This is a genomic window from Clostridium sp. AF21-20LB, assembly GCF_003478795.1.
Classification (GTDB): Bacteria; Bacillota; Clostridia; order Lachnospirales; family Lachnospiraceae; genus Otoolea; species Otoolea fessa.
Genome location: NZ_QUGD01000022.1, coordinates 11,704 through 30,016, shown reverse-complemented (window position 1 = coordinate 30,016; position 18,313 = coordinate 11,704). Strand labels below are relative to the sequence as shown.

At 48.1% G+C, this 18,313-nt stretch carries 14 protein-coding genes, 1 other RNA gene and 2 pseudogenes; 3 read left to right on the top strand and 14 right to left on the bottom strand.

Translation table 11 applies throughout. The annotated features are described in order from the left end of the window. Positions 1-130 precede the first annotated feature (130 nt). Positions 131-583 (top strand): NUDIX hydrolase, encoded by a 453-nt coding sequence (locus DWX76_RS10805; protein ID WP_022358438.1) that lies wholly within the window; start codon positions 131-133, stop codon positions 581-583. A 524-nt stretch (positions 584-1,107) separates the two neighbouring features. Further along, positions 1,108-2,423, top strand: a pseudogene (locus DWX76_RS10800) (6-phosphofructokinase). Positions 2,424-2,627: 204 nt separating this feature from the next. On the opposite strand, the gene DWX76_RS14535 reads toward DWX76_RS10800, so the two are convergent. From DWX76_RS14535 to leuC, 9 genes and pseudogenes are all read right to left on the bottom strand, one after another. After that, a complete protein-coding gene (locus tag DWX76_RS14535; RefSeq protein WP_243022550.1) occupies positions 2,628-3,365 on the bottom strand; it encodes a SpoIID/LytB domain-containing protein in 738 nt (245 codons plus the stop codon). After that, positions 3,351-3,670: pseudogene (locus DWX76_RS14530) on the bottom strand (SpoIID/LytB domain-containing protein); the annotation flags it as partial. The gene DWX76_RS14535 and the pseudogene DWX76_RS14530, both read right to left, overlap by 15 nt. 1,310 nt (positions 3,671-4,980) lie before the next feature. Then, positions 4,981-6,237, bottom strand: a complete 1,257-nt coding sequence (locus tag DWX76_RS10790; protein ID WP_118570663.1) for an AI-2E family transporter — start codon at positions 6,235-6,237, stop codon at positions 4,981-4,983. 120 nt (positions 6,238-6,357) lie between these two features. Beyond that, a non-coding RNA gene (gene ssrS / locus DWX76_RS10785) (6S RNA) lies at positions 6,358-6,538 on the bottom strand. Positions 6,539-6,675: 137 nt separating this feature from the next. After that, on the bottom strand, positions 6,676-7,338 hold the full coding sequence (locus DWX76_RS10780; protein WP_118482037.1) for an HAD family hydrolase: 663 nt from the start codon (positions 7,336-7,338) through the stop codon (positions 6,676-6,678). A 158-nt stretch (positions 7,339-7,496) separates the two neighbouring features. Then, entirely contained in the window at positions 7,497-8,318 is an 822-nt protein-coding gene (locus DWX76_RS10775; RefSeq protein WP_022359395.1) for a cell wall hydrolase, read from the bottom strand. A gap of 501 nt (positions 8,319-8,819) precedes the next feature. Beyond that, a complete protein-coding gene (gene ybaK, locus DWX76_RS10770; RefSeq protein ID WP_117796452.1) occupies positions 8,820-9,287 on the bottom strand; it encodes a Cys-tRNA(Pro) deacylase in 468 nt (155 codons plus the stop codon). Between the two features lie 40 nt (positions 9,288-9,327). Then, positions 9,328-9,813 carry a 3-isopropylmalate dehydratase small subunit gene (leuD, locus tag DWX76_RS10765; RefSeq protein WP_022359393.1) on the bottom strand — a complete coding sequence of 162 codons (486 nt, stop codon included), beginning with the start codon at positions 9,811-9,813 and terminating at the stop codon, positions 9,328-9,330. Positions 9,814-9,996: 183 nt separating this feature from the next. Continuing rightward, positions 9,997-11,262, bottom strand: coding sequence for a 3-isopropylmalate dehydratase large subunit (leuC, locus tag DWX76_RS10760; RefSeq protein ID WP_118538244.1), 1,266 nt, complete (start codon positions 11,260-11,262; stop codon positions 9,997-9,999). A gap of 339 nt (positions 11,263-11,601) precedes the next feature. On the opposite strand from leuC, the gene DWX76_RS10755 reads away from it, so the two are divergent. Continuing rightward, positions 11,602-12,486, top strand: coding sequence for a LysR family transcriptional regulator (locus tag DWX76_RS10755; RefSeq protein WP_118570662.1), 885 nt, complete (start codon positions 11,602-11,604; stop codon positions 12,484-12,486). Positions 12,487-12,581: 95 nt separating this feature from the next. Here the strand turns inward: DWX76_RS10755 and DWX76_RS10750 are convergent, their stop codons facing one another. From DWX76_RS10750 to nspC, 5 genes are all read right to left on the bottom strand, one after another. Continuing rightward, on the bottom strand, positions 12,582-13,745 hold the full coding sequence (locus tag DWX76_RS10750; protein WP_182429775.1) for an acyltransferase family protein: 1,164 nt from the start codon (positions 13,743-13,745) through the stop codon (positions 12,582-12,584). Between the two features lie 225 nt (positions 13,746-13,970). Further along, the gene (gene ilvC, locus DWX76_RS10745) at positions 13,971-14,993 is read right to left on the bottom strand and encodes a ketol-acid reductoisomerase (RefSeq protein WP_118482033.1); all 1,023 of its coding nucleotides are present in this window, start codon (positions 14,991-14,993) and stop codon (positions 13,971-13,973) included. A gap of 136 nt (positions 14,994-15,129) precedes the next feature. Next, on the bottom strand, positions 15,130-15,630 hold the full coding sequence (gene ilvN, locus DWX76_RS10740) for an acetolactate synthase small subunit (protein WP_022360536.1): 501 nt from the start codon (positions 15,628-15,630) through the stop codon (positions 15,130-15,132). A gap of 252 nt (positions 15,631-15,882) precedes the next feature. Further along, positions 15,883-16,881, bottom strand: coding sequence for an NAD(+) diphosphatase (gene nudC, locus DWX76_RS10735; protein ID WP_118570660.1), 999 nt, complete (start codon positions 16,879-16,881; stop codon positions 15,883-15,885). Positions 16,882-17,040: 159 nt separating this feature from the next. Then, positions 17,041-18,213: a carboxynorspermidine decarboxylase gene (gene nspC / locus DWX76_RS10730; protein ID WP_118570659.1), complete on the bottom strand. Its 1,173-nt coding sequence runs from the start codon at positions 18,211-18,213 to the stop codon at positions 17,041-17,043. Between the last annotated feature and the right edge of the window lie 100 nt (positions 18,214-18,313).

Here is an 18,313-nt window from a genome sequence, read left to right as displayed (position 1 = left end):
TCTTGCATAATCATGCAAAACGCGGTATACTAAAACCAGTATAAATCATATGCATAAAGCTGGTTCCCGGCACACGGATATACGCCACGAATCAACTTCCATGCACACACCAGGACAGGAGGGATTGCAGATGATCGAAGCAACGAGCTGCGGCGGTGTGGTTATATTTCGGGGAAAATTACTCGTTCTTTACAAAAACTACCGGAACAAATACGAAGGCTGGGTTCTTCCCAAAGGAACCGTAGAACCGGGCGAAGACTTCAAGCAGACCGCCCTCCGGGAGGTTCATGAGGAGACTGGCGTCGCCGCCTCCATCATCAAGTACATTGGCAAAAGCCAGTACACCTTCAACACCCCTCAGGATACCATCGAAAAGACCGTGCACTGGTATCTGATGATGGCGGACAGCTACTACAGCAAGCCGCAGCGCGAAGAATACTTCGTCGATTCCGGCTACTACAAATTTTACGAAGCCTACCACCTTCTGAAATTTTCCAACGAAAAACAGATCCTGGAAAAAGCCTACAATGAGTATCTGGATCTGAAAAAGGCAAATTTGTGGGGGAATCGGAAATACTTTTAATCACAAGAACAAAGAGGCTGTTGCAAAATCATTATCAAAAATAGATGATTGAGCGGCAGCTTCCATTTCTCTGCAAGCTAATCCGGGTTAAAATTCGCGGTTTTCCTGTTAAAAAAGGCTTTTCGGTAATTTCCTATGAAACAAAAAAACACCCCGTCCGCTGCACAAAGCCAACGAACAGGGTATTAAAAAGGGGAGGATAAGTATTCAAAAATTTCTCTTTTGTGATACTAACAGTATGACCCGTTTCTGTTATTCTATACATCAATCTCCAAATTTTTATACGCCTTTTATCTGCTTCCGAGTATCCGCTTTTCATATTATTTATCATATATGCCTTTTTCTCTTGCTTTCTTCCTCTCTTTCCGCTACAATAGATACGTTTTGAGTTGTACTTTTTGATTTGTTTTTGCCTCTATGAAAAATACAACTCCAGCAAATCATTTTATGTACATTTTTATATTGATTTGAAACTTTTTATATCATAAACCTTGTACTTACCTCACAAAAAGGAGATTTACCTTATGAACAAGAAAAACATCTTAGTCGGACAGTCCGGCGGACCGACCGCGGTTATCAACGGGAGCCTTTACGGTGTTATCTGCGAAGGTGCGCGCCACAGCGATGCGGTTGGCTGCGTCTACGGTATGATAAATGGAATCGAGGGCTTTCTCGCGGATTCTTATATGAACCTTTCAGAAACACTCTCCGATGACGATCTGGAACTTCTTCGCCTGACTCCGGCGGCGTATCTGGGTTCCTGCCGTTTTAAACTCCCTGAGAACCTCTCCGACAGCTTCTACCGCGTCCTCTTTGAAAAACTGGAGCGGCTGGACATCGGCTATTTCTTTTACATCGGCGGCAACGACTCGATGGACACCGTCAGCAAGCTTTCCCGCTATGCGGCGCAGATCAAAAGCCCTATCCGCTTTATCGGCATTCCCAAGACGATCGACAACGATCTCGTCCTGACCGATCACACGCCGGGATACGGCAGCGCTGCCCGCTATGTCGCTGCATCCGTCCGTGAAATTGCGCTGGACGCCTCTGTCTATCAGCAGAAATCGGTCACCATCGTTGAGATCATGGGACGCCATGCCGGATGGCTGACGGCTGCCTCTGCCTTAGCACGCAAGGAAGCCGGTGACAATCCGCTCTTAATCTATCTGCCGGAAGCTCCATTTGAGCTGGCACAATTTAATGACGACTTAAAGAAAGCGTTTGAAAAGACAGCGAATGTCATCGTCTGCGTCTCCGAGGGCATCCGCGACCACGGTGGTCGTTTTATCTGCGAATATTCAACCGAAGCCCAGGTCGACACCTTCGGTCACAAAATGTTAGCCGGATGCGGCAAAATTCTGGAAAATTATGTCCGCAACCAGTTCGGCGTCAAGGTGCGCTCGGTTGAGCTCAACGTCAACCAGCGCTGCTCCGGTCTCACCGTTTCCGGTACTGATTTAAACGAGGCTGAAATGGCAGGTCGTTTCGGCGTCCAGGCAGCCTGGACGGTCACACTGGACAGATGGTCGCATTTGAGCGTGAGACTGATACAGCTGCTTCTGAACCTGTTCATGCAGCTGCTGCCGTTTCAAACGCTGCGGACTTAGGCGCAGCATCCGCTTCATGCGTAAAACATCGTAACACTGTATATAAAATTCATCCAGTTCTCAAGGATGTCAATCTGATCTGCAATCAGGAAAAGAAAGTACCTGCTGAGTGGATCACGAAAAACGGTACCGATGTCAGCGATGATTTCCTGGCTTACTCGCAGCCGCTGATCCAAGGGGACGTTTCCCATATTATGGAAAACGGACTTCCAAAATATTTGTACCGCAAATAGTCCGTCACGCAGTATAACTGCTTCATCCTTGAATCCATACAAGCAGCAGAAAAAGAGACGCTTCTTTCATTTTACGGATGCGTCTCTTTTCTACTTAATAATACATAATACCTGAATTTTTTTCTAAATTTACCCCAATCACACACTCTTATCATTTGGGGAGGAATCCTGACCGTGCCCTTTCAGCGCAGCCATCTTCTAAATCTAATCTTCCTCACAATCCCGAATTTCAACCCCATCATAAAAGAACATCAGAATCTCTTCATAATTCTTGCCTTCGCGCGCCATCTCCTGTGCGCCGTTCTGGCTCATGCCGACTCCGTGACCGTAGCCGCCGCCCCAGATGGTAAATGTGCGGATGTCTTTTTCCTCATCCCTGGCAGTTTCATCCACCGAGAAAAAGGCACTCGGAAGCGTACTCCATCCTGTCAGTTCGGTTCCGTCATTTTTCTTATAAACGAGTGATTCCGAGCCGAGGACACTCCGGATCTGACTCTGACCTTTCAGTGTCTTGGTTCCCTCGCTTCCGACGATCTGCACCGTCTGGGCGATACCACCCTTACCGCGGGAAGTCACAAAAATACCCTGAATCTCGCCGATGGTATCTACCTTCTGCTGCAGCTTCTTATTCGTGATCGTTGTTTTCCAGCGGTACATCGGGAACGAGGAATCATAATTCTGCTCACCCTGTCCCTGGATAAACTTGAGAAATGTGTCGTTGTCCGTCAAATCCGGAATCTTCTTCTTTTCCGTCAAACCGATCCCTTTCAGATACGGAACCTCGTCTTTGCTGGCGCCCCAGATCGTTCCATCGGTCGAATATCCGCAGGAAGTTGAAAAATAATACGTTTCCGCCGGAGTATCGTTGTAATATACAATCTTCCCGTCCGTCTCCTTGACTGCCAGATTCGTCCGCTCGCTGCTCTCTGTATTATTGTACACCTGATAGTTCGTGCTGTCATCAACGTGTGCGCCGTAACGGCTGTAGGCATTCGCTTGATCTGCCGGTAGGCATACGTCCGTGCGCAAACTGCCTGCGCCTTGAGCGCCTCCAGCTCATAATTGGATGGCATCTCGCTCGGCACTACGCGTGTCAGGTAATCTTCGACGTCCAGCTCATTGATCAGAAGCAGCCCATCCGACTCCTCGCTCAACTCGAAGCTGCCGAAATACGACGGCGTTCCCTGCGCCCGCTTGGTGCTCAGGATGCGGATCTCCTTCTGCGGATCTTCCAGCGTGATCGTCATGCGCCCTTCTTTCAGGCGGTCATCGCCAGGACTCACGGACAATTTCGTTCCCGGGCTCAAAGTCTCCTCTGATTCGCCCCAGGTCACATGCATCGTGCTGTCCGACTGGAGTACCACCTTCGTGTGAAACAAGGAGGAATAATCATCATTCATGATCAGCACGCGAATGTTCGTCGCTGAAAAATCATGATTTAAGAGTGCTGCGCAAACCTTTTTGCCAGCCACGACAAATTTTCCCAGATCATAGCCGACCAGCACATCCCGCTTTTTCTGCTCCTTGACGACTCCATATGTTTTATATACTTTAAAATCATCGTCCAGTTTCAGCGTTCCGTACCCGTCAATCTCGATCGTATCATCCTTGACCGAGAGTACCTTTCCTTCGATCATGTCTTCCTTGAGCGACAGCTTGCGGATCTTGCCCTTATCCAGCTCGACATCCGCCAGCACGCCATCGGTACGATCCTTGAGCTTTTCTTCCTCTGGAAATGTCCGGACGATCGTGCCAATATACACATCCATCCCACCCGATTCTCCCGGAACGATCCAGACATTCTTATATGTAACTTTTTCAGACTGTACGCCGCACAGCGTGATGATCGAACCATCACGCTCATAGACCTCGATCTTCCGATCGATGCAGGCATCCAGCGACACGCCCTCAAAATTCATCGTTCCCTGATCCGTATATGCCGTCCATGCCGCTGCTTCCTTCACATTTTTCGGTGTTCCATAAAGCACCAGCTTCTGTTTTTTGACCGCGTTTTCCGAATCTGCCTTTTTTAAGAATGACTCATAAAACAGCCACCATTCTTCCTTCGGCATTGCCTTTTTATATTTATTTTTAGATACATTCAGGGCGCTCGAAAGCCCTTTTGAAACGCGATCTGCTGCATATGCCGCTTCGCCATAGGTCAGTGCGCCCATCGCGTAGCTTTTACTTATCTTCTCGTCTCCCGGCTCCAGATAGCCTTCCTCAATCATATAGTCAATATATTTGGCATACCATTCATCCTGATCCGGCGTTCCAAAATGGCTTCCGTGTTCTCCCTGCGACGCAACGATGTCGTCCCGGTCTGCAAATGATAACGCCATAGCTTTCGATGCCATGGCGCGTGAAATATCATTATCCGAGTGATCCAAAAATACAATTGCAAAGAGCAGGAGTGCCAGAAAAGCCGGAATCGCCACTGCCCAGTAAACCAGCTTTTTAGGTTTCAGAGACTGTACTGCCTTTCGCGATCTGCCTGTTTTCTTTTCCATATTTCTCCAGCCGCCTTTATTTTTTAACTGTCCTTTCTCATTCACAGTCACTTTTTATTTAACTCCATAAACGTTCCTGTTTTCTCATCAATGTGGTCTAACTTCCGGTATTCGTCTGTCTCCATCGGCAATTTTCGAAGCCGCAGTGACCGGTGCACCGCGCGGGAGATCAAGTCATAGATAACCGCAAATGCCGGTACAGCGATAATCATGCCGACGAAACCAAAGAGTCCGCCAAAGAAGAGAATCGAAAACAGTACCCAGAAACTCGAAAGTCCTGTCGAATTGCCCAGGATCTTCGGTCCCAGAATATTGCCGTCAAACTGCTGCAGAAGCAGAATCCAGATGAGGAAATACACACACTGGAGCGGACTGACTAAGAATACCAGGAACGCTGCCGGTATCGCACCGATGAACGGTCCAAAAAAAGGTATCACATTCGTCACACCGATAATGACGCTCAAAAGCATCGGGAACGGCATATTTAAGATCGTCACACCGATGAAACAGATAATACCGATAATGAGGGAATCCACCAGCTTGCCGATGATGAAGCCGCCGAACATCTGATTGATAAACCGGAGCTCCTCGATTACCAAATTCGCCTGTCTTAGATTCAGGCAGCCATAAACAATCTTCTTTCCCTGTGCTGCCAATGTATCTTTGATATTTAGCAGATACACCATGACGATCAGACCGATCAGCCAGTTTTTGATAAATTCCAGGACACCCAGCACGCTGCTGGAAAGGCCTGTCACGATCTGTCCAATCCGGTGCATATCAATGTTGGTAAACGATTTCTCCGCCCAGTTCTGAAAAACTGCCAGGTTATTTTCAAAACTGCTCAGAACCATATTTTCGATCTCCGGATTATTTTTCAAAATACGCTGAATCCATTCATACACATTCTGCACATACAGCGGAAATGAATCCTGAATGCCGATCAAACTCTCGATCAGCTGCGGGATCATAAGCTGGAACATCCCTACCACAAGCACAATAACCAGCCCCAGACATGCTGCCGTCGCAAGTATCCGGGCTGCACCACGGACGTATTTGGAATTCTTAGTGACAGAGCCAAGGGTCTTTTCCACGATCCCTGCTACCCAGTTATATGCCGGGGCGGTCAGATACGTCAGCACCGCACCGCAGAGAATCGGCGCAAGGATTTTCACAACCTTGCGGGTGCCCGCCGACACCACATCCCAGTGTTGGATGCTGAACCAGAGCAGTATGCAGACCGCAATCACCGAAACTGCCGTCATACCCATATAAATGTATTCTTTGAAATCTCTTTTTTCCATACTTATGTTCTTATCCGTTCCTCTTTTCTGATTTTACAATGTGCTTCTGGAAAATGTTACATTTTCTTTACACACTTTCTTTTACAGAGAAAGCAGCGATTGCTCGCTGCTTTTATCCTTTGTAACCCCAAAATGCCGGCTCTTACCATATTGACGCCTAGCGCTGCTAGGTGGGCAACCTCACTTAGATTTCTGTCTTCCACTCGAGAGGAGGCCTGACATCCATCTAAAAATATCGGAATCCCGTTAGTCAAAATGTAGGTTCAAAAAAAGCAAGAGTTGTCGAGCATCCCAGGAATTACAAATATTCTCTTTTGATACGGCTATTATACCGCAAGTCGGATGTTTTTTCAAGTTCCATTTTCTGATAATGCGGTCAGGTTGTTACTGTTCGCGCATACGTGCCCAGTAACGGATTAAGAAGCTCCTTTTTGTCTTTTATACTTCTCCCCACTTCATCAGGAAATCTCCCAGCTCTTCCACCGTCTCAATCTGGTAGTCTGCCCCATTTTCCGTAAATTCTTCCCGGGAACCATATCCATACAGCACTGCCGCACATGGGAGCTGATTTTCATGCGCCCCGATAATATCGTGCTTCCGGTCGCCCACCATGATAACCTTCGATTCCTCCGGTGTTGTTCCCAGACGGTCCAGCGTGTAGGCAATCACATCGCCTTTGCGGACCCGGATCTCCTCCATATCCGCCCCGCCAACCAAGGTAAAGTAGGAAAGCAGATCAAAATGCTCCAGAATCTGAATAGCAAACGGTTCCGGCTTTGAGGTTGCCACCGCCAGCGTAAGACCGGCATCCTTTAAACGTGTCAGCATCTCCCGAATTCCCGGATAGACTTTATTTTCAAACATTCCCTGTTTCGTAAAATATTCGTGGAAATGGCCGATCGCTTCGCGCGCCTGCGCTTCGCTGAATCCGTAATATTCTTTAAAACTGTCCGACAGCGGCGGTCCGATGAACGGACACAGTTTATCCAGATCCGGCTCATCGATCCCGTATGCCTGCAGCGCATGCTGGACAGACTTTGTGATGCCTTCCTTCGGATCTGTAAGGGTTCCGTCGAGGTCAAATAGTATGATATGGTTCATATGGTTCGTTCTCCTTATTGTAGTCCGCAGTGCATTACTCCGCAGCACACCAGCTTGAAAAAACTACATTTTCATTGCTTACGACCATTCTAATACATTTTACGCAAAAAAGAAAGACAACTTTTCTCCAGCCATCTTTCTTTTCTGCTTTTCACTCTTTATTTGTAAAATTCATGTCCACCATGCTGCATGACATAGGTCAGCTTGCCATCGAACCAGCGTACATTGGAGGAAGCAGAGATTCCGCGGTTCATGAAGTACAGGGCGCCGCCCGAGTAATCCTCGCCTTCCAGTGCACGGTTGACGCAGTCAATTGTCTGCTGCGTTACCTTACAGCTGTTGATCGTTCCATCCAGTACCGGTGAGAACTGGGATGGTTCGTACACAACGGCTTTAACGCTGTTCGGGAATTTCTTGTTTTTCACCCGGTTGATGATTACATTTGCAACCAGTATCTTTCCCCTGTCGTCACACACACCCGCCTCCGCCTGCACAATTTTCTGCAGAACACTGTAATCTTCATCGCTGTAAGAGATGACTGCGCGTTCCCGGCGCTCCCGTTCTTCTGCTTCCTGCGCCGCCTGCTGGGTCTGCATTCGTACTTCTCGTTCGATTACCTCTACTTCCAGAGCTTCCTTCGCAAGTTCATCCTGAATCCCCTGCTCCAGCCTCTGTCCAAGTAGATGCTGACTTTCCTCGTTGGAGGCGAGAATCGTAAATTCTGATAAGCTCTCTGTCTCTGTCGTTTCTTCTGACTGCAGCATTTCTGTCAGTTCCACATCATCCGGATATTCCCGGTGTGCCGAGGCTGCATTTTTGCCAACGCCGCCAAAACTGACCGAATTAAATGCTATCACCGTCACAACCGCTGCCCCCGTCATCAATACGGCTGCGGTCCGGTACATCCTTTTTGTCACACGGACAAATAATGCCTTTATAAACTGATAAGCAGTCTGAAGAAATGTGTCAATGCTTGGCATACACTCTCCTCTTTCTATCAGTGCAGTCCTCCCAAAACCGGTCTGACTGCCATTTAACATCTGCGGCATCTTCTTTGGCTGTCTGATTTTTTCTGACAGCTAAGGACAGATCCTCTCTGCCTGTGCCGCTTCCTTCAAGTGACGGGAGACATTATATGTGGTTTCCGGCTTCAAAGTCAACGTCTTTTTTACATTTTTGTGACAAATCACGTTCTAATTTAACTTTTCCTTAATATTTATGTGAGCATTTTATAAACTTTTTTGCTTTTTCTTCCCAATTTTTATAAACTTTGGCTGGTATAAAATTTTCAATTTTTTACAATTCTGTTAAATTCTGCCCGTCAAAAAAACAGGCGAATCAAGTCGCCTGTTTTTTATGTCAACTGTAATAGAACAATTATGGTATCTGTAAATGTGTCAGACAAACTCCGATTATGTGAAACCAACACATACAATCCACTGTCCGGTGTCCGATCACTGCCACCCAAACTCTTTACCACTCTAGATCAGCGCTACAAACTGTGCATCCACATATTTTGCAAGTTCCTCCGGATTCAGAATGACCTGAACACCTCTCTGACCCGCGCTGATGCTGATTTTGTCGAAAATCTGCGCTGTTTCTTCTATATAAGTAGGGAACTTCTTTTTCATGCCGATCGGGGAACAACCACCTCGCATATAGCCAGTCAGCGGAAGAAGTTCCTTCATATGGATCATCTCCACTTTCTTGTCCTTGGAAGCCTTTGCCACCTTTTTCAGGTCCAGCTCCTCATCGACCGGGATACAGCAGACCAGATAGCCGTTCTTATCGCCCTTTAAAACGAGCGTTTTGAACATCGTGTCATGGTCCATCCCCATCATATCCGCCGCATGGCTGCCGGATAAGTCGTCCTCATCTACTTCATACTCGCCTGCTTCATAATCGATTCCAGCCGCGTCTAAAAGACGCATTACGTTTGTTTTTGTCATAAGCTAAACCCTTTCTGGAGACAGATTTAGTGCACTCCTCTTATTTCTGGTTGATATAGTTTACCAGTCCACCGGCTGTGATGATCTTCTGCATGAACTCCGGGAACGCCTGCCCCTGGAAGCTCTGGCCGGTGGTTTTATCGGTAATCACACCGCTGTCAAAATCAACCTCTACCTCATCACCAGCCGCGATTGCTTTTGCAGCCTCCGGGCACTCGATGATCGGCAGACCGATATTAATAGAGTTGCGGTAGAAAATACGTGCAAACGTCTCAGCAATAACACAGCTTACTCCTGCACATTTGATTGCCAGCGGCGCATGCTCGCGGGAAGAACCGCAGCCAAAGTTCTTATTTGCTACGATGATATCACCCTTCTGTACTTTATTTACAAACTCTTTATCAATATCTTCCATACAATGTTTTGCCAGCTCGTTGCCATCCGGAGAGTTTAAGTATCTTGCCGGGATGATAACGTCTGTATCTACATTGTCTCCATATTTAAATACATGTCCATTTGCTTTCATTTCTATATCCTCCTGCGATTTATCCTGTTATTTTATTCCAATTCACGAGACGGCACCTGCGATTGCAGGAAACCTTTCCCCGAACCGTAATATCCGTTTGTAACTGTTCAGTACCTTCACAGTCACGCGCAGACCTACTGAACAGTTACATCCGTTTTACTTATTCCTAAACTTTTATGCCTATTACAGTCCCAGTTCCGCCGGTCCGCTCACTTTTCCGGTAATGGCGCTGGCTGCTGCCACTGCCGGGCTTGCCAGATAAATCTCAGAATCCACGTGTCCCATACGTCCAACGAAGTTACGGTTGGTCGTGGATACACATCTCTCGCCTTCTGCCAGGATACCCATATAACCGCCCAGGCACGGACCACAGGTCGGAGTGCTGACAACAGCACCAGCCTCGATGAAGGTCTCTAAAAGTCCCTCTTTCATGGACTGTAAATAGATCGACTGTGTCGCCGGAATCACGATGCAGCGCAGACCTTTTTTCACTTTTCTGCCCTTTAAGATCTCAGCTGCGATACGCATATCCTCGATACGTCCGTTCGTACAGGAGCCAATGACAACCTGATCGATCGCAATGTCACCCACCTCATCGATCGTTCTCGTATTCTCCGGAAGGTGCGGGAAGGATACGGTCGGCTTTAACTCGGATAAGTCTATGGTGTACTCTTCGTCATACTCTGCATCCGGATCTGCCTCATATACCTTGAAATCACGTTTAGAATGCTCTTTTAAGTACTCGATGGTCTTCTCATCAACCGGAAAGATACCGTTCTTGCCGCCTGCCTCGATCGCCATGTTGCAGATCGTGAAACGGTCATCCATGGAAAGGTTCTTGATGCCCTCGCCGACAAACTCCATGGAACGGTACAGCGCGCCATCTACACCGATCATACCGATAATGTGAAGAATGACATCTTTACCACTGACCCATTTTGCCGGTTTGCCGATCAGGTTGAACTTGATCGCGGACGGTACCTTGAACCAAGCCTTACCGGTTACCATGCCAGCTGCCATATCGGTACTGCCGACACCTGTAGAGAATGCGCCAAGTGCGCCGTATGTACAGGTATGGGAATCCGCACCGATGACTGCGTCACCTGCTACAACCAGACCTTTTTCCGGAAGGAGTGCATGCTCGATTCCCATCTCTCCTACGTCAAAATAGTTGGTGATATCATGACGACAGGCAAATTCACGACAGCATTTGCAGTTTTCCGCCGACTTGATATCCTTATTCGGGATAAAATGATCCATAACCAGCGCAATTTTGTCATGATTGAATACCGTCTGGTTGTCCATCTTCTTCATCTCATTGACCGCTACCGGCGTTGTGATATCATTTCCAAGAACCAGATCCAGATCTGCTTCGATCAACTGTCCTGCTTTTACCTCTGCAAGACCCGCGTGCGCTGCCAGGATCTTCTGTGTCATTGTCATTCCCATGATTTATTTCCTCCTGCATATATATACTTGGCAACGGCTCCGATGCCCTTACTGTTATAGGAAAAAAACTCTGTTCCAACGGTGCCGCTGCCATCTTTTGCTTTTTTATGTTTGTATTATAGCACCGGTTCTGTTATAATACAAATATATATTATTAATAGATACTATGAGTCGAAGTTATAGTGTTACTGTTCACGAGTAGGCACTTTTGGAACCGAAAGTGCCGTAAAAAAACGTGGTGGCAGCAGGAATTTGCCGTATTTAAATGCGAAGCCGCGGCAAATTCCGTTACTGGGCACGTATGCGTGAACAGTAACTTTATAGATATAAAGGAGTATTATGGAACAACATTTAACCCAGTACCGTATTTTCTACGCCGTTGCACGCGCCGGCAATATTTCCCGCGCCGCTAAGGAACTTTTTATCAGCCAGCCCGCGATCAGCAAATCAATCAGCAAGCTGGAAGAAAGCCTCGGCATGGCACTTTTTATCCGCAATTCCCGCGGCGTCTCCCTGACCGCAGAGGGACAGGTCTTATTTCAGCATGTGGAAGCCGCCTTTGAAGCACTGGAGCGCGGCGAAAATGAGCTAAAACAGATCCAGAACCTCCACATCGGACAGCTCAAGATCGGCGTTAGCAACACTCTGTGCAAATATATTCTTCTTCCTTATTTAAAAGAATTTATTGCACAGTACCCGCATGTCCGCATCTTGATTGAAAGTCAGGACACCGCACGCACAATCTCGATGCTGGAACAGCAGAAGCTCGACATCGGTCTGATCGCCGAGCCCAAAAACCGCCGCTACCTTTCGTTTCTTCCCGTCATGCGAATCGAGGACACCTTTGTCTGTACCCGGTCTTATCTGGAAAATCTGCGGATCCGCGAAGGTGCCGATGTCGATCCGTTCGAATCCGGGACAATCCTGTTGCTCGACCGCAGCAATATGACGCGCACCCACATTGATGCGTACTTTGCAGAGCACGGAATTGAACCAAAGCAGATTTTAGAGGCAACGACGATGGATCTTCTGATTGAATTTGCCAAAACGGGGCTCGGAATCGGATGTGTGATCCGCGAGTTTGTGCAGGAAGAATTAAAGGATGGTTCGCTGATCGAACTCCCGCTGGAAACGCCAATCCGAAACCGGACGATTGGATTTGCTTATCATCCGTCGGCGATGACGCGGACGATGAATGATTTTGTGCAGTTTTGTTCGGAATGATGAAATAATTAGCAACACGGAGGGAAAAGATCCGGCGCATGGTGGTCGAACTTACATACGCCGGACTTTTTCTGTTTAGTTCCTATTTTTCAATTTTATTTTAAAATATTCTTCGCACATTTCCACACACATGGGAATATTTTCCCATCTACCAGCCAGACATACACTTTCGAACAAATTCCAATTAAAATACAGCTCAGAACCAGATTCACCCCGATCGCCAGCTTCTCCCCCGCCTCGGAATAAATGCTGTAAAACCAACAGGAAAAGCTGGCAATCACAAGCCAGTGCGTCAGGAAGATTCCCATGCTATACTCGCCGATCCACAGAATGATTTTTTTGAGAGTCTCCGGAAGCCAGGTCTCCAGACCGCCGAGCCAGAAGAGACGGAAGCCTAAAATCATCAGGAATGCAGCTACATGACCATAGAATTCCATGGTTCCGAGTCCGCCTGGAAATCCATGCGCTCCCAATGTGGTTCCGATCCAGAAAGATTTTCGGACGAACCAGATGCTGAAAATCCAGAGGGCAGCGCCAAAGATGCCATATTTTCCTTCTCCATCTTTAAGCAAATTCTCTTTTCGCTCTCTTTCTTTCATGGAGTTCTCAACTGCCCGCATCAGCAGACAGATCCCATTTCCCAGAAGCAGGCAGATATAAAAGCTATTCAATCCGATCAGCACTGCCGCGACACCTGCCAGAATCAGGATTTTCTGGCGGGTTCCTACTTCCCGGAGGGCGGATGAAAGTACAAGAGTCAGAATACTTCCCATGAAAGTGTAGGTCAGCATCCAGGATGGACCATAGTACGTTGAATCCGCCTTGAAGATTGTATCAAACCAGGCATAGCGGATCGCCTTCAGACCGCCTGGCAGATAGCTGTAAAAGTTGCTCAGCCACTCATTTTCCAGACGCGGCGCAACCCGCACTGTGTAGAAGAGACCGCTCCGGTAAAATAGATATGCCAGCAGAAATGTGACCGTCAGCGGGCAGGTCAGTTTCAGATAGCGGCGCAGGATCTCTAAGCTCCACGAAGTAAATCGCCCGGAATATACCTTATCGGCTATCAGCATTCCGCTGATCATCAAAAAAAGACTAACCCCGAAGGTTCCATAGCGGAGCAGGGGAAGCGGTCCTATTTCCATCAGCGCATTTACCTTATTGCTGCCCCAACTCCCGAATGTACCGAACCAGTGACTTCCAAAGACCGCCAGACAGGCGTATGCCTTGATTATATTTACGTCATCATAGCGTTTCATCCGCGTTTCCTTTCCCATTCATGTAAAAAAAATGTGCCCTGGCACATTCTCGCGCCGAGCGCGGTCGCTTGCGACAACCTGCATCTTCGCGTGGGTGCCCATCATTGGCACGTTAGTGCCTTTTTGTCTAATAGGGAATTCCAAGAAATTTCCTATTACACAAAAAACAGGACCGCTGCAAAACTGCAGCAGCCCTGTATAAGATTTCCTATATTCGAAAAACGATTAGTTGTTGATCAGCTTATCGTTCTCGTTGTTCCAGCTGTAAAGCTTACGGATCTCTGCGCCGACTTTCTCAGACGGATGCTCGGAAGCAAGCTTTCTCATAGCCTGGAAGTGTACCTGACGACCTGCCGGGGACATATCCAGTAAGAACTCTTTTGCAAAGGTACCGTCCTGGATATCGGACAGAATTTTCTTCATAGCTTTCTTTGTCTCAGCGGTAACGATCTTCGGTCCGGTTACATAATCGCCGTACTCAGCTGTGTTGGAGATGGAGTATCTCATACCAGCGAAACCAGACTGATAAATCAGGTCTACGATCAGCTTCATCTCGTGGATACACTCGAAGTAAGCATTTCTCGGGTCATAACCAGCCTCACACAGAGTCTCGAAACCAGCCTGCATCAGAGCACAAACACCGCCACAAAGAACTGCCTGCTCACCGAAGAGGTCTGTCTCAGTCTCGGTACGGAATGTAGTCTCCAGAAGACCTGCTCTAGCGCCGCCGATGCCAAGACCATAAGCCAGTGCACGGTCAAGTGCTTTGCCTGTGTAATCCTGCTCTACTGCTACCAGACACGGTGTACCCTTACCAGCCTGATACTCACTTCTTACAGTGTGACCCGGTGCCTTCGGAGCGATCATGGTTACATCGACATTCTTCGGCGGTTTGATGCATCCGAAGTGGATGTTAAAGCCATGAGCGAACATAAGCATGTTGCCCTCTTCCAGGTTTGGCTCGATGTCTTTCTTGTACATATCTGCCTGAAGCTCATCGTTGATCAGGATCATGATGATATCAGCCTGTTTTGCAGCCTCTGCTGCGGTGTATACTTTAAATCCCTGTGCCTCTGCTTTTGCCCAAGACTTGCTGCCCTTGTAAAGACCGATGATAACATCGCATCCGGACTCTTTTAAGTTCAGGGCATGTGCATGACCCTGGCTGCCGTAACCGATAATAGCAATCTTCTGTCCTTCTAATAAGGATAAATTACAATCTTCCTGATAGTAAATCTTTGCTGCCATTTTTCATTTCCTCCTTGGATCTAACAAAAATAAAATAAATTTATTATAAAGCATAGACCGGCGCCTCTCTGTGCGTCTTTGGACCAGACTTTGTAAACCTGTTGAATGCCTTGTATCCAGTCTATCGACTGATGTACTATGGCAGATAGCGGATATCATCCGCACCTCTGGAAAGACCGGTAAGACCTGTTCTGGCTAATTCCAGAATCTCATAATCTTCCAGAAGATTAATCAGCGCGTCCTGTTTGGACTGGTCGCCTGTCAGCATAACAGTGACAGAATCTTTTCCCACATCGACAATCGACGCACGGAAAATCTCGGAAATCGCATTGATCGCCATCCGCTGGTTCGCATTTGCTCTCACCTTGACGAGCATCAGCTCACGATATACGGAATGACCTTCCCGCAGTTCCTTGATGTCGTGTACATCTTCCAGTTTTCCAAGCTGCTTCTGAATCTGCTCCAGAACCTGATGATCGCCCAGCGATACAACCGTCATACGGGAGTATCTCGGATCCGCGGTCACGCCAACTGTAAGACTTTCGATATTATATCCGCGGCGGCTGAAAAGTCCAGCCACACGGCTTAAAACGCCGGCAGTATTATCTACCAGCAATGATAATACAATTCTGCTCATGCAATCTTCCCACCTTGATCTTCTGTCTTGTTCGTATTGCCTTAATGATAGCAACCAATTCTCAGTTTGTCAACTAATTAAAAGGAATGCTTTGTATTCCTCAGAGATATATCATTACTGTTCACGCATACGTGCCCAGTAACGGAATTTGCCGCATTTAAATACGGCAAATTCCTGCTGCCACCACGTTTTCTTACGGCACTTTCGGTTCCAAAAGTGCCTACCTGTGTACATTAACGATATATCAACACATCATTTCTGGTGTTCCTGCCACTTTTTTTCCCAGTCCGGACCGTATTTAAAATACATCTTCATCTCGGTTCCGACACTGATGAGGCGTGCATCGTCCGGGATCTCCTCACGCGTATACCAGCCTGCCTCAGAAAGCTCGTCCTCCTGCAGCCGGATCTTATCGTCCCCATCCAGTTCTGCAAAAAATCCGATCATCTCCGTATCGGTAAACGCCCACGGCTGACTCTTGAAATAGCGGATATTTTTAACTTTCAGCCCGACTTCCTCCATCACTTCGCGGCGGACGGTCTCTTCAAATGTCTCCCCAATCTCGACAAATCCAGCGATCAGCGCATATCCACGGTAGGTACTGTGGTTGACGCGGTAGCGCGACATAAGAAGTTTGTCCCCGTTCGTGATCGCCACGATGACTGCCGGGGAGATCTTTGGATATTCCGTCTGGCCGCAGACCGGGCAGACGAGCGCCCGCTCGATCTTGCTGTCCTCCGTCTTTGCCCCACAGCGCCCGCAGAACTGACGGCTCTGTCTCCAGCGCCACAGCTGCACCGCCGTGATCGCTGCAAATGCCTGGTGCATCGGCTCCATCGCACGGATGTCGGTCGGCGTTTTCCATGCATAGCAAAGCTGTTTCAACTCTTTTTCTGCCCCTTCCAGTGTACCAGAATCCGTCTTCCCAGCTTCCATATTATTTTTGTCCGAAACAGACATCTGACCAGCCCCTTCTTTTAGCTTTGCCAGAATCTCTTCTGCTTCTTTCTCCGGCACACTGACCAGAAAATATGGCTTCTCATCAACCGAAAAGAGATAGACCGCCCGATCCATCAGTTCCGGAACTGCCGCCTCAATCTCCTCCCGGCGCGGGATAGTAAGCACATGTTCCTCCGCGGTCTCACGCAGAAGAATCCGGCCTTTCTGGATGCAGAAGACGTAGTCTTGTGCTCCAGGTTTCTGAATGTGGTATGTATTGTCGTAGCGATGTGGTGCGATGTCCTGTATCATAACTTTATCTCTCTATCCTTTTATTCTCCAAAACTTGTGCAACCGTTATTTCCATACTGTGTAACGGCTGTCCCCGCAGGCATTCTTTGTAATCTTTCTGCAAGTCTCTTCATTTTACTCTTTTTATTAAAAAAATACAATCCCCGGTTCGCCCCAGACTTACAACCGTCCCACAAAATTCTCATATCCAAACGCCCGCACCACTTCCGCTGTCCCATCTTCATGCCGGTATACGATCGACGGAAGCGGCATTCCATTAAAGGTATTATTTTTGACCATCGTATAGAGCGCCATATCGCCAAACACCAGCCGTCCGCCCTCTTTTAGCGGTGCATCAAACGAATAATCCCCGATGCAGTCCCCCGAAAGACAGGTTGGTCCGCCCAGGCGGAACGTATACGGCTTTTCGCCCGCTTCTCCCGCTCCGATAAGCGGCGGACGGTACGGCATTTCCAGCACATCCGGCATATGGCAGGCTGCCGAGGTATCCAGAATCGCAATCTGCATGCCGTTTTCCATCGTCTCCAGCACGGAAGTTACAAGAAATCCCGCGTTTAAGACAACTGCCTCGCCCGGTTCCAGGTATACTTCCACACCATATTTTTCGCGCAGCCCGCGCACCAGGCGGATCAGGCGTTCCCGGTCATAATCTTCTCTCGTAATGTGGTGTCCGCCGCCCAGATTCAGCCATTTTACCTTTGAAAACCAGGCTCCAAACTTCTCCTCCGCTGCCCGCAGCGTCGTCTCCAGGTCATCTGAATTCTGCTCGCAGAGCGTATGCATATGAAATCCATCCAGATACGGAAGGATGGTTTCTTCAAAGTTTCCCGCCTCCGAAAGCATCGAAAGAGTCGTCCCCATGCGGGATCCCGGCGCACACGGATCATAGATCGCGTGCCCCTCCTGCGTGGAACACTCCGGGTTCAGCCGGAGTCCCGCCTGTTTTCCGGCTTTTTTTACTTTTTCACCATATTTCAGCACCTGCCCCGGCGTATTAAAAACAATGTGGTCGGCATAATTTAAAATCTCATCAAACTCATCCGGGCGGTAGGCGGCAGAAAATACATGGGTCTCCCCGCCAAATTCCGTTTTTCCAAGTCGCGCCTCATAAAGCCCGCTCGCCGCGGTTCCCGACAGATACTGACGAATCAGCGGGTAGACCGAATACATGGAAAATGCTTTCTGTGCCAGCAGAATCCGGCATCCAGCCCGCTCTGCCGTATCTTTCAAAATTTCCAGATTTTTCTTTAAAAGCGTCTCATCCACCACATAAAATGGCGTGCGGATCGCCGCCGTGTCCCGGAGAACCCCAGCCGCCTCCCGTTCCTGCATCTATTTTCCTTCCTTTCCTTCTCGCTTCCATCTTCCCTGTCCATTCGCTTCCTGCGCCTAAAAAGCGCAAAATAAAACCAGTTTCTTACATGGAGGCATT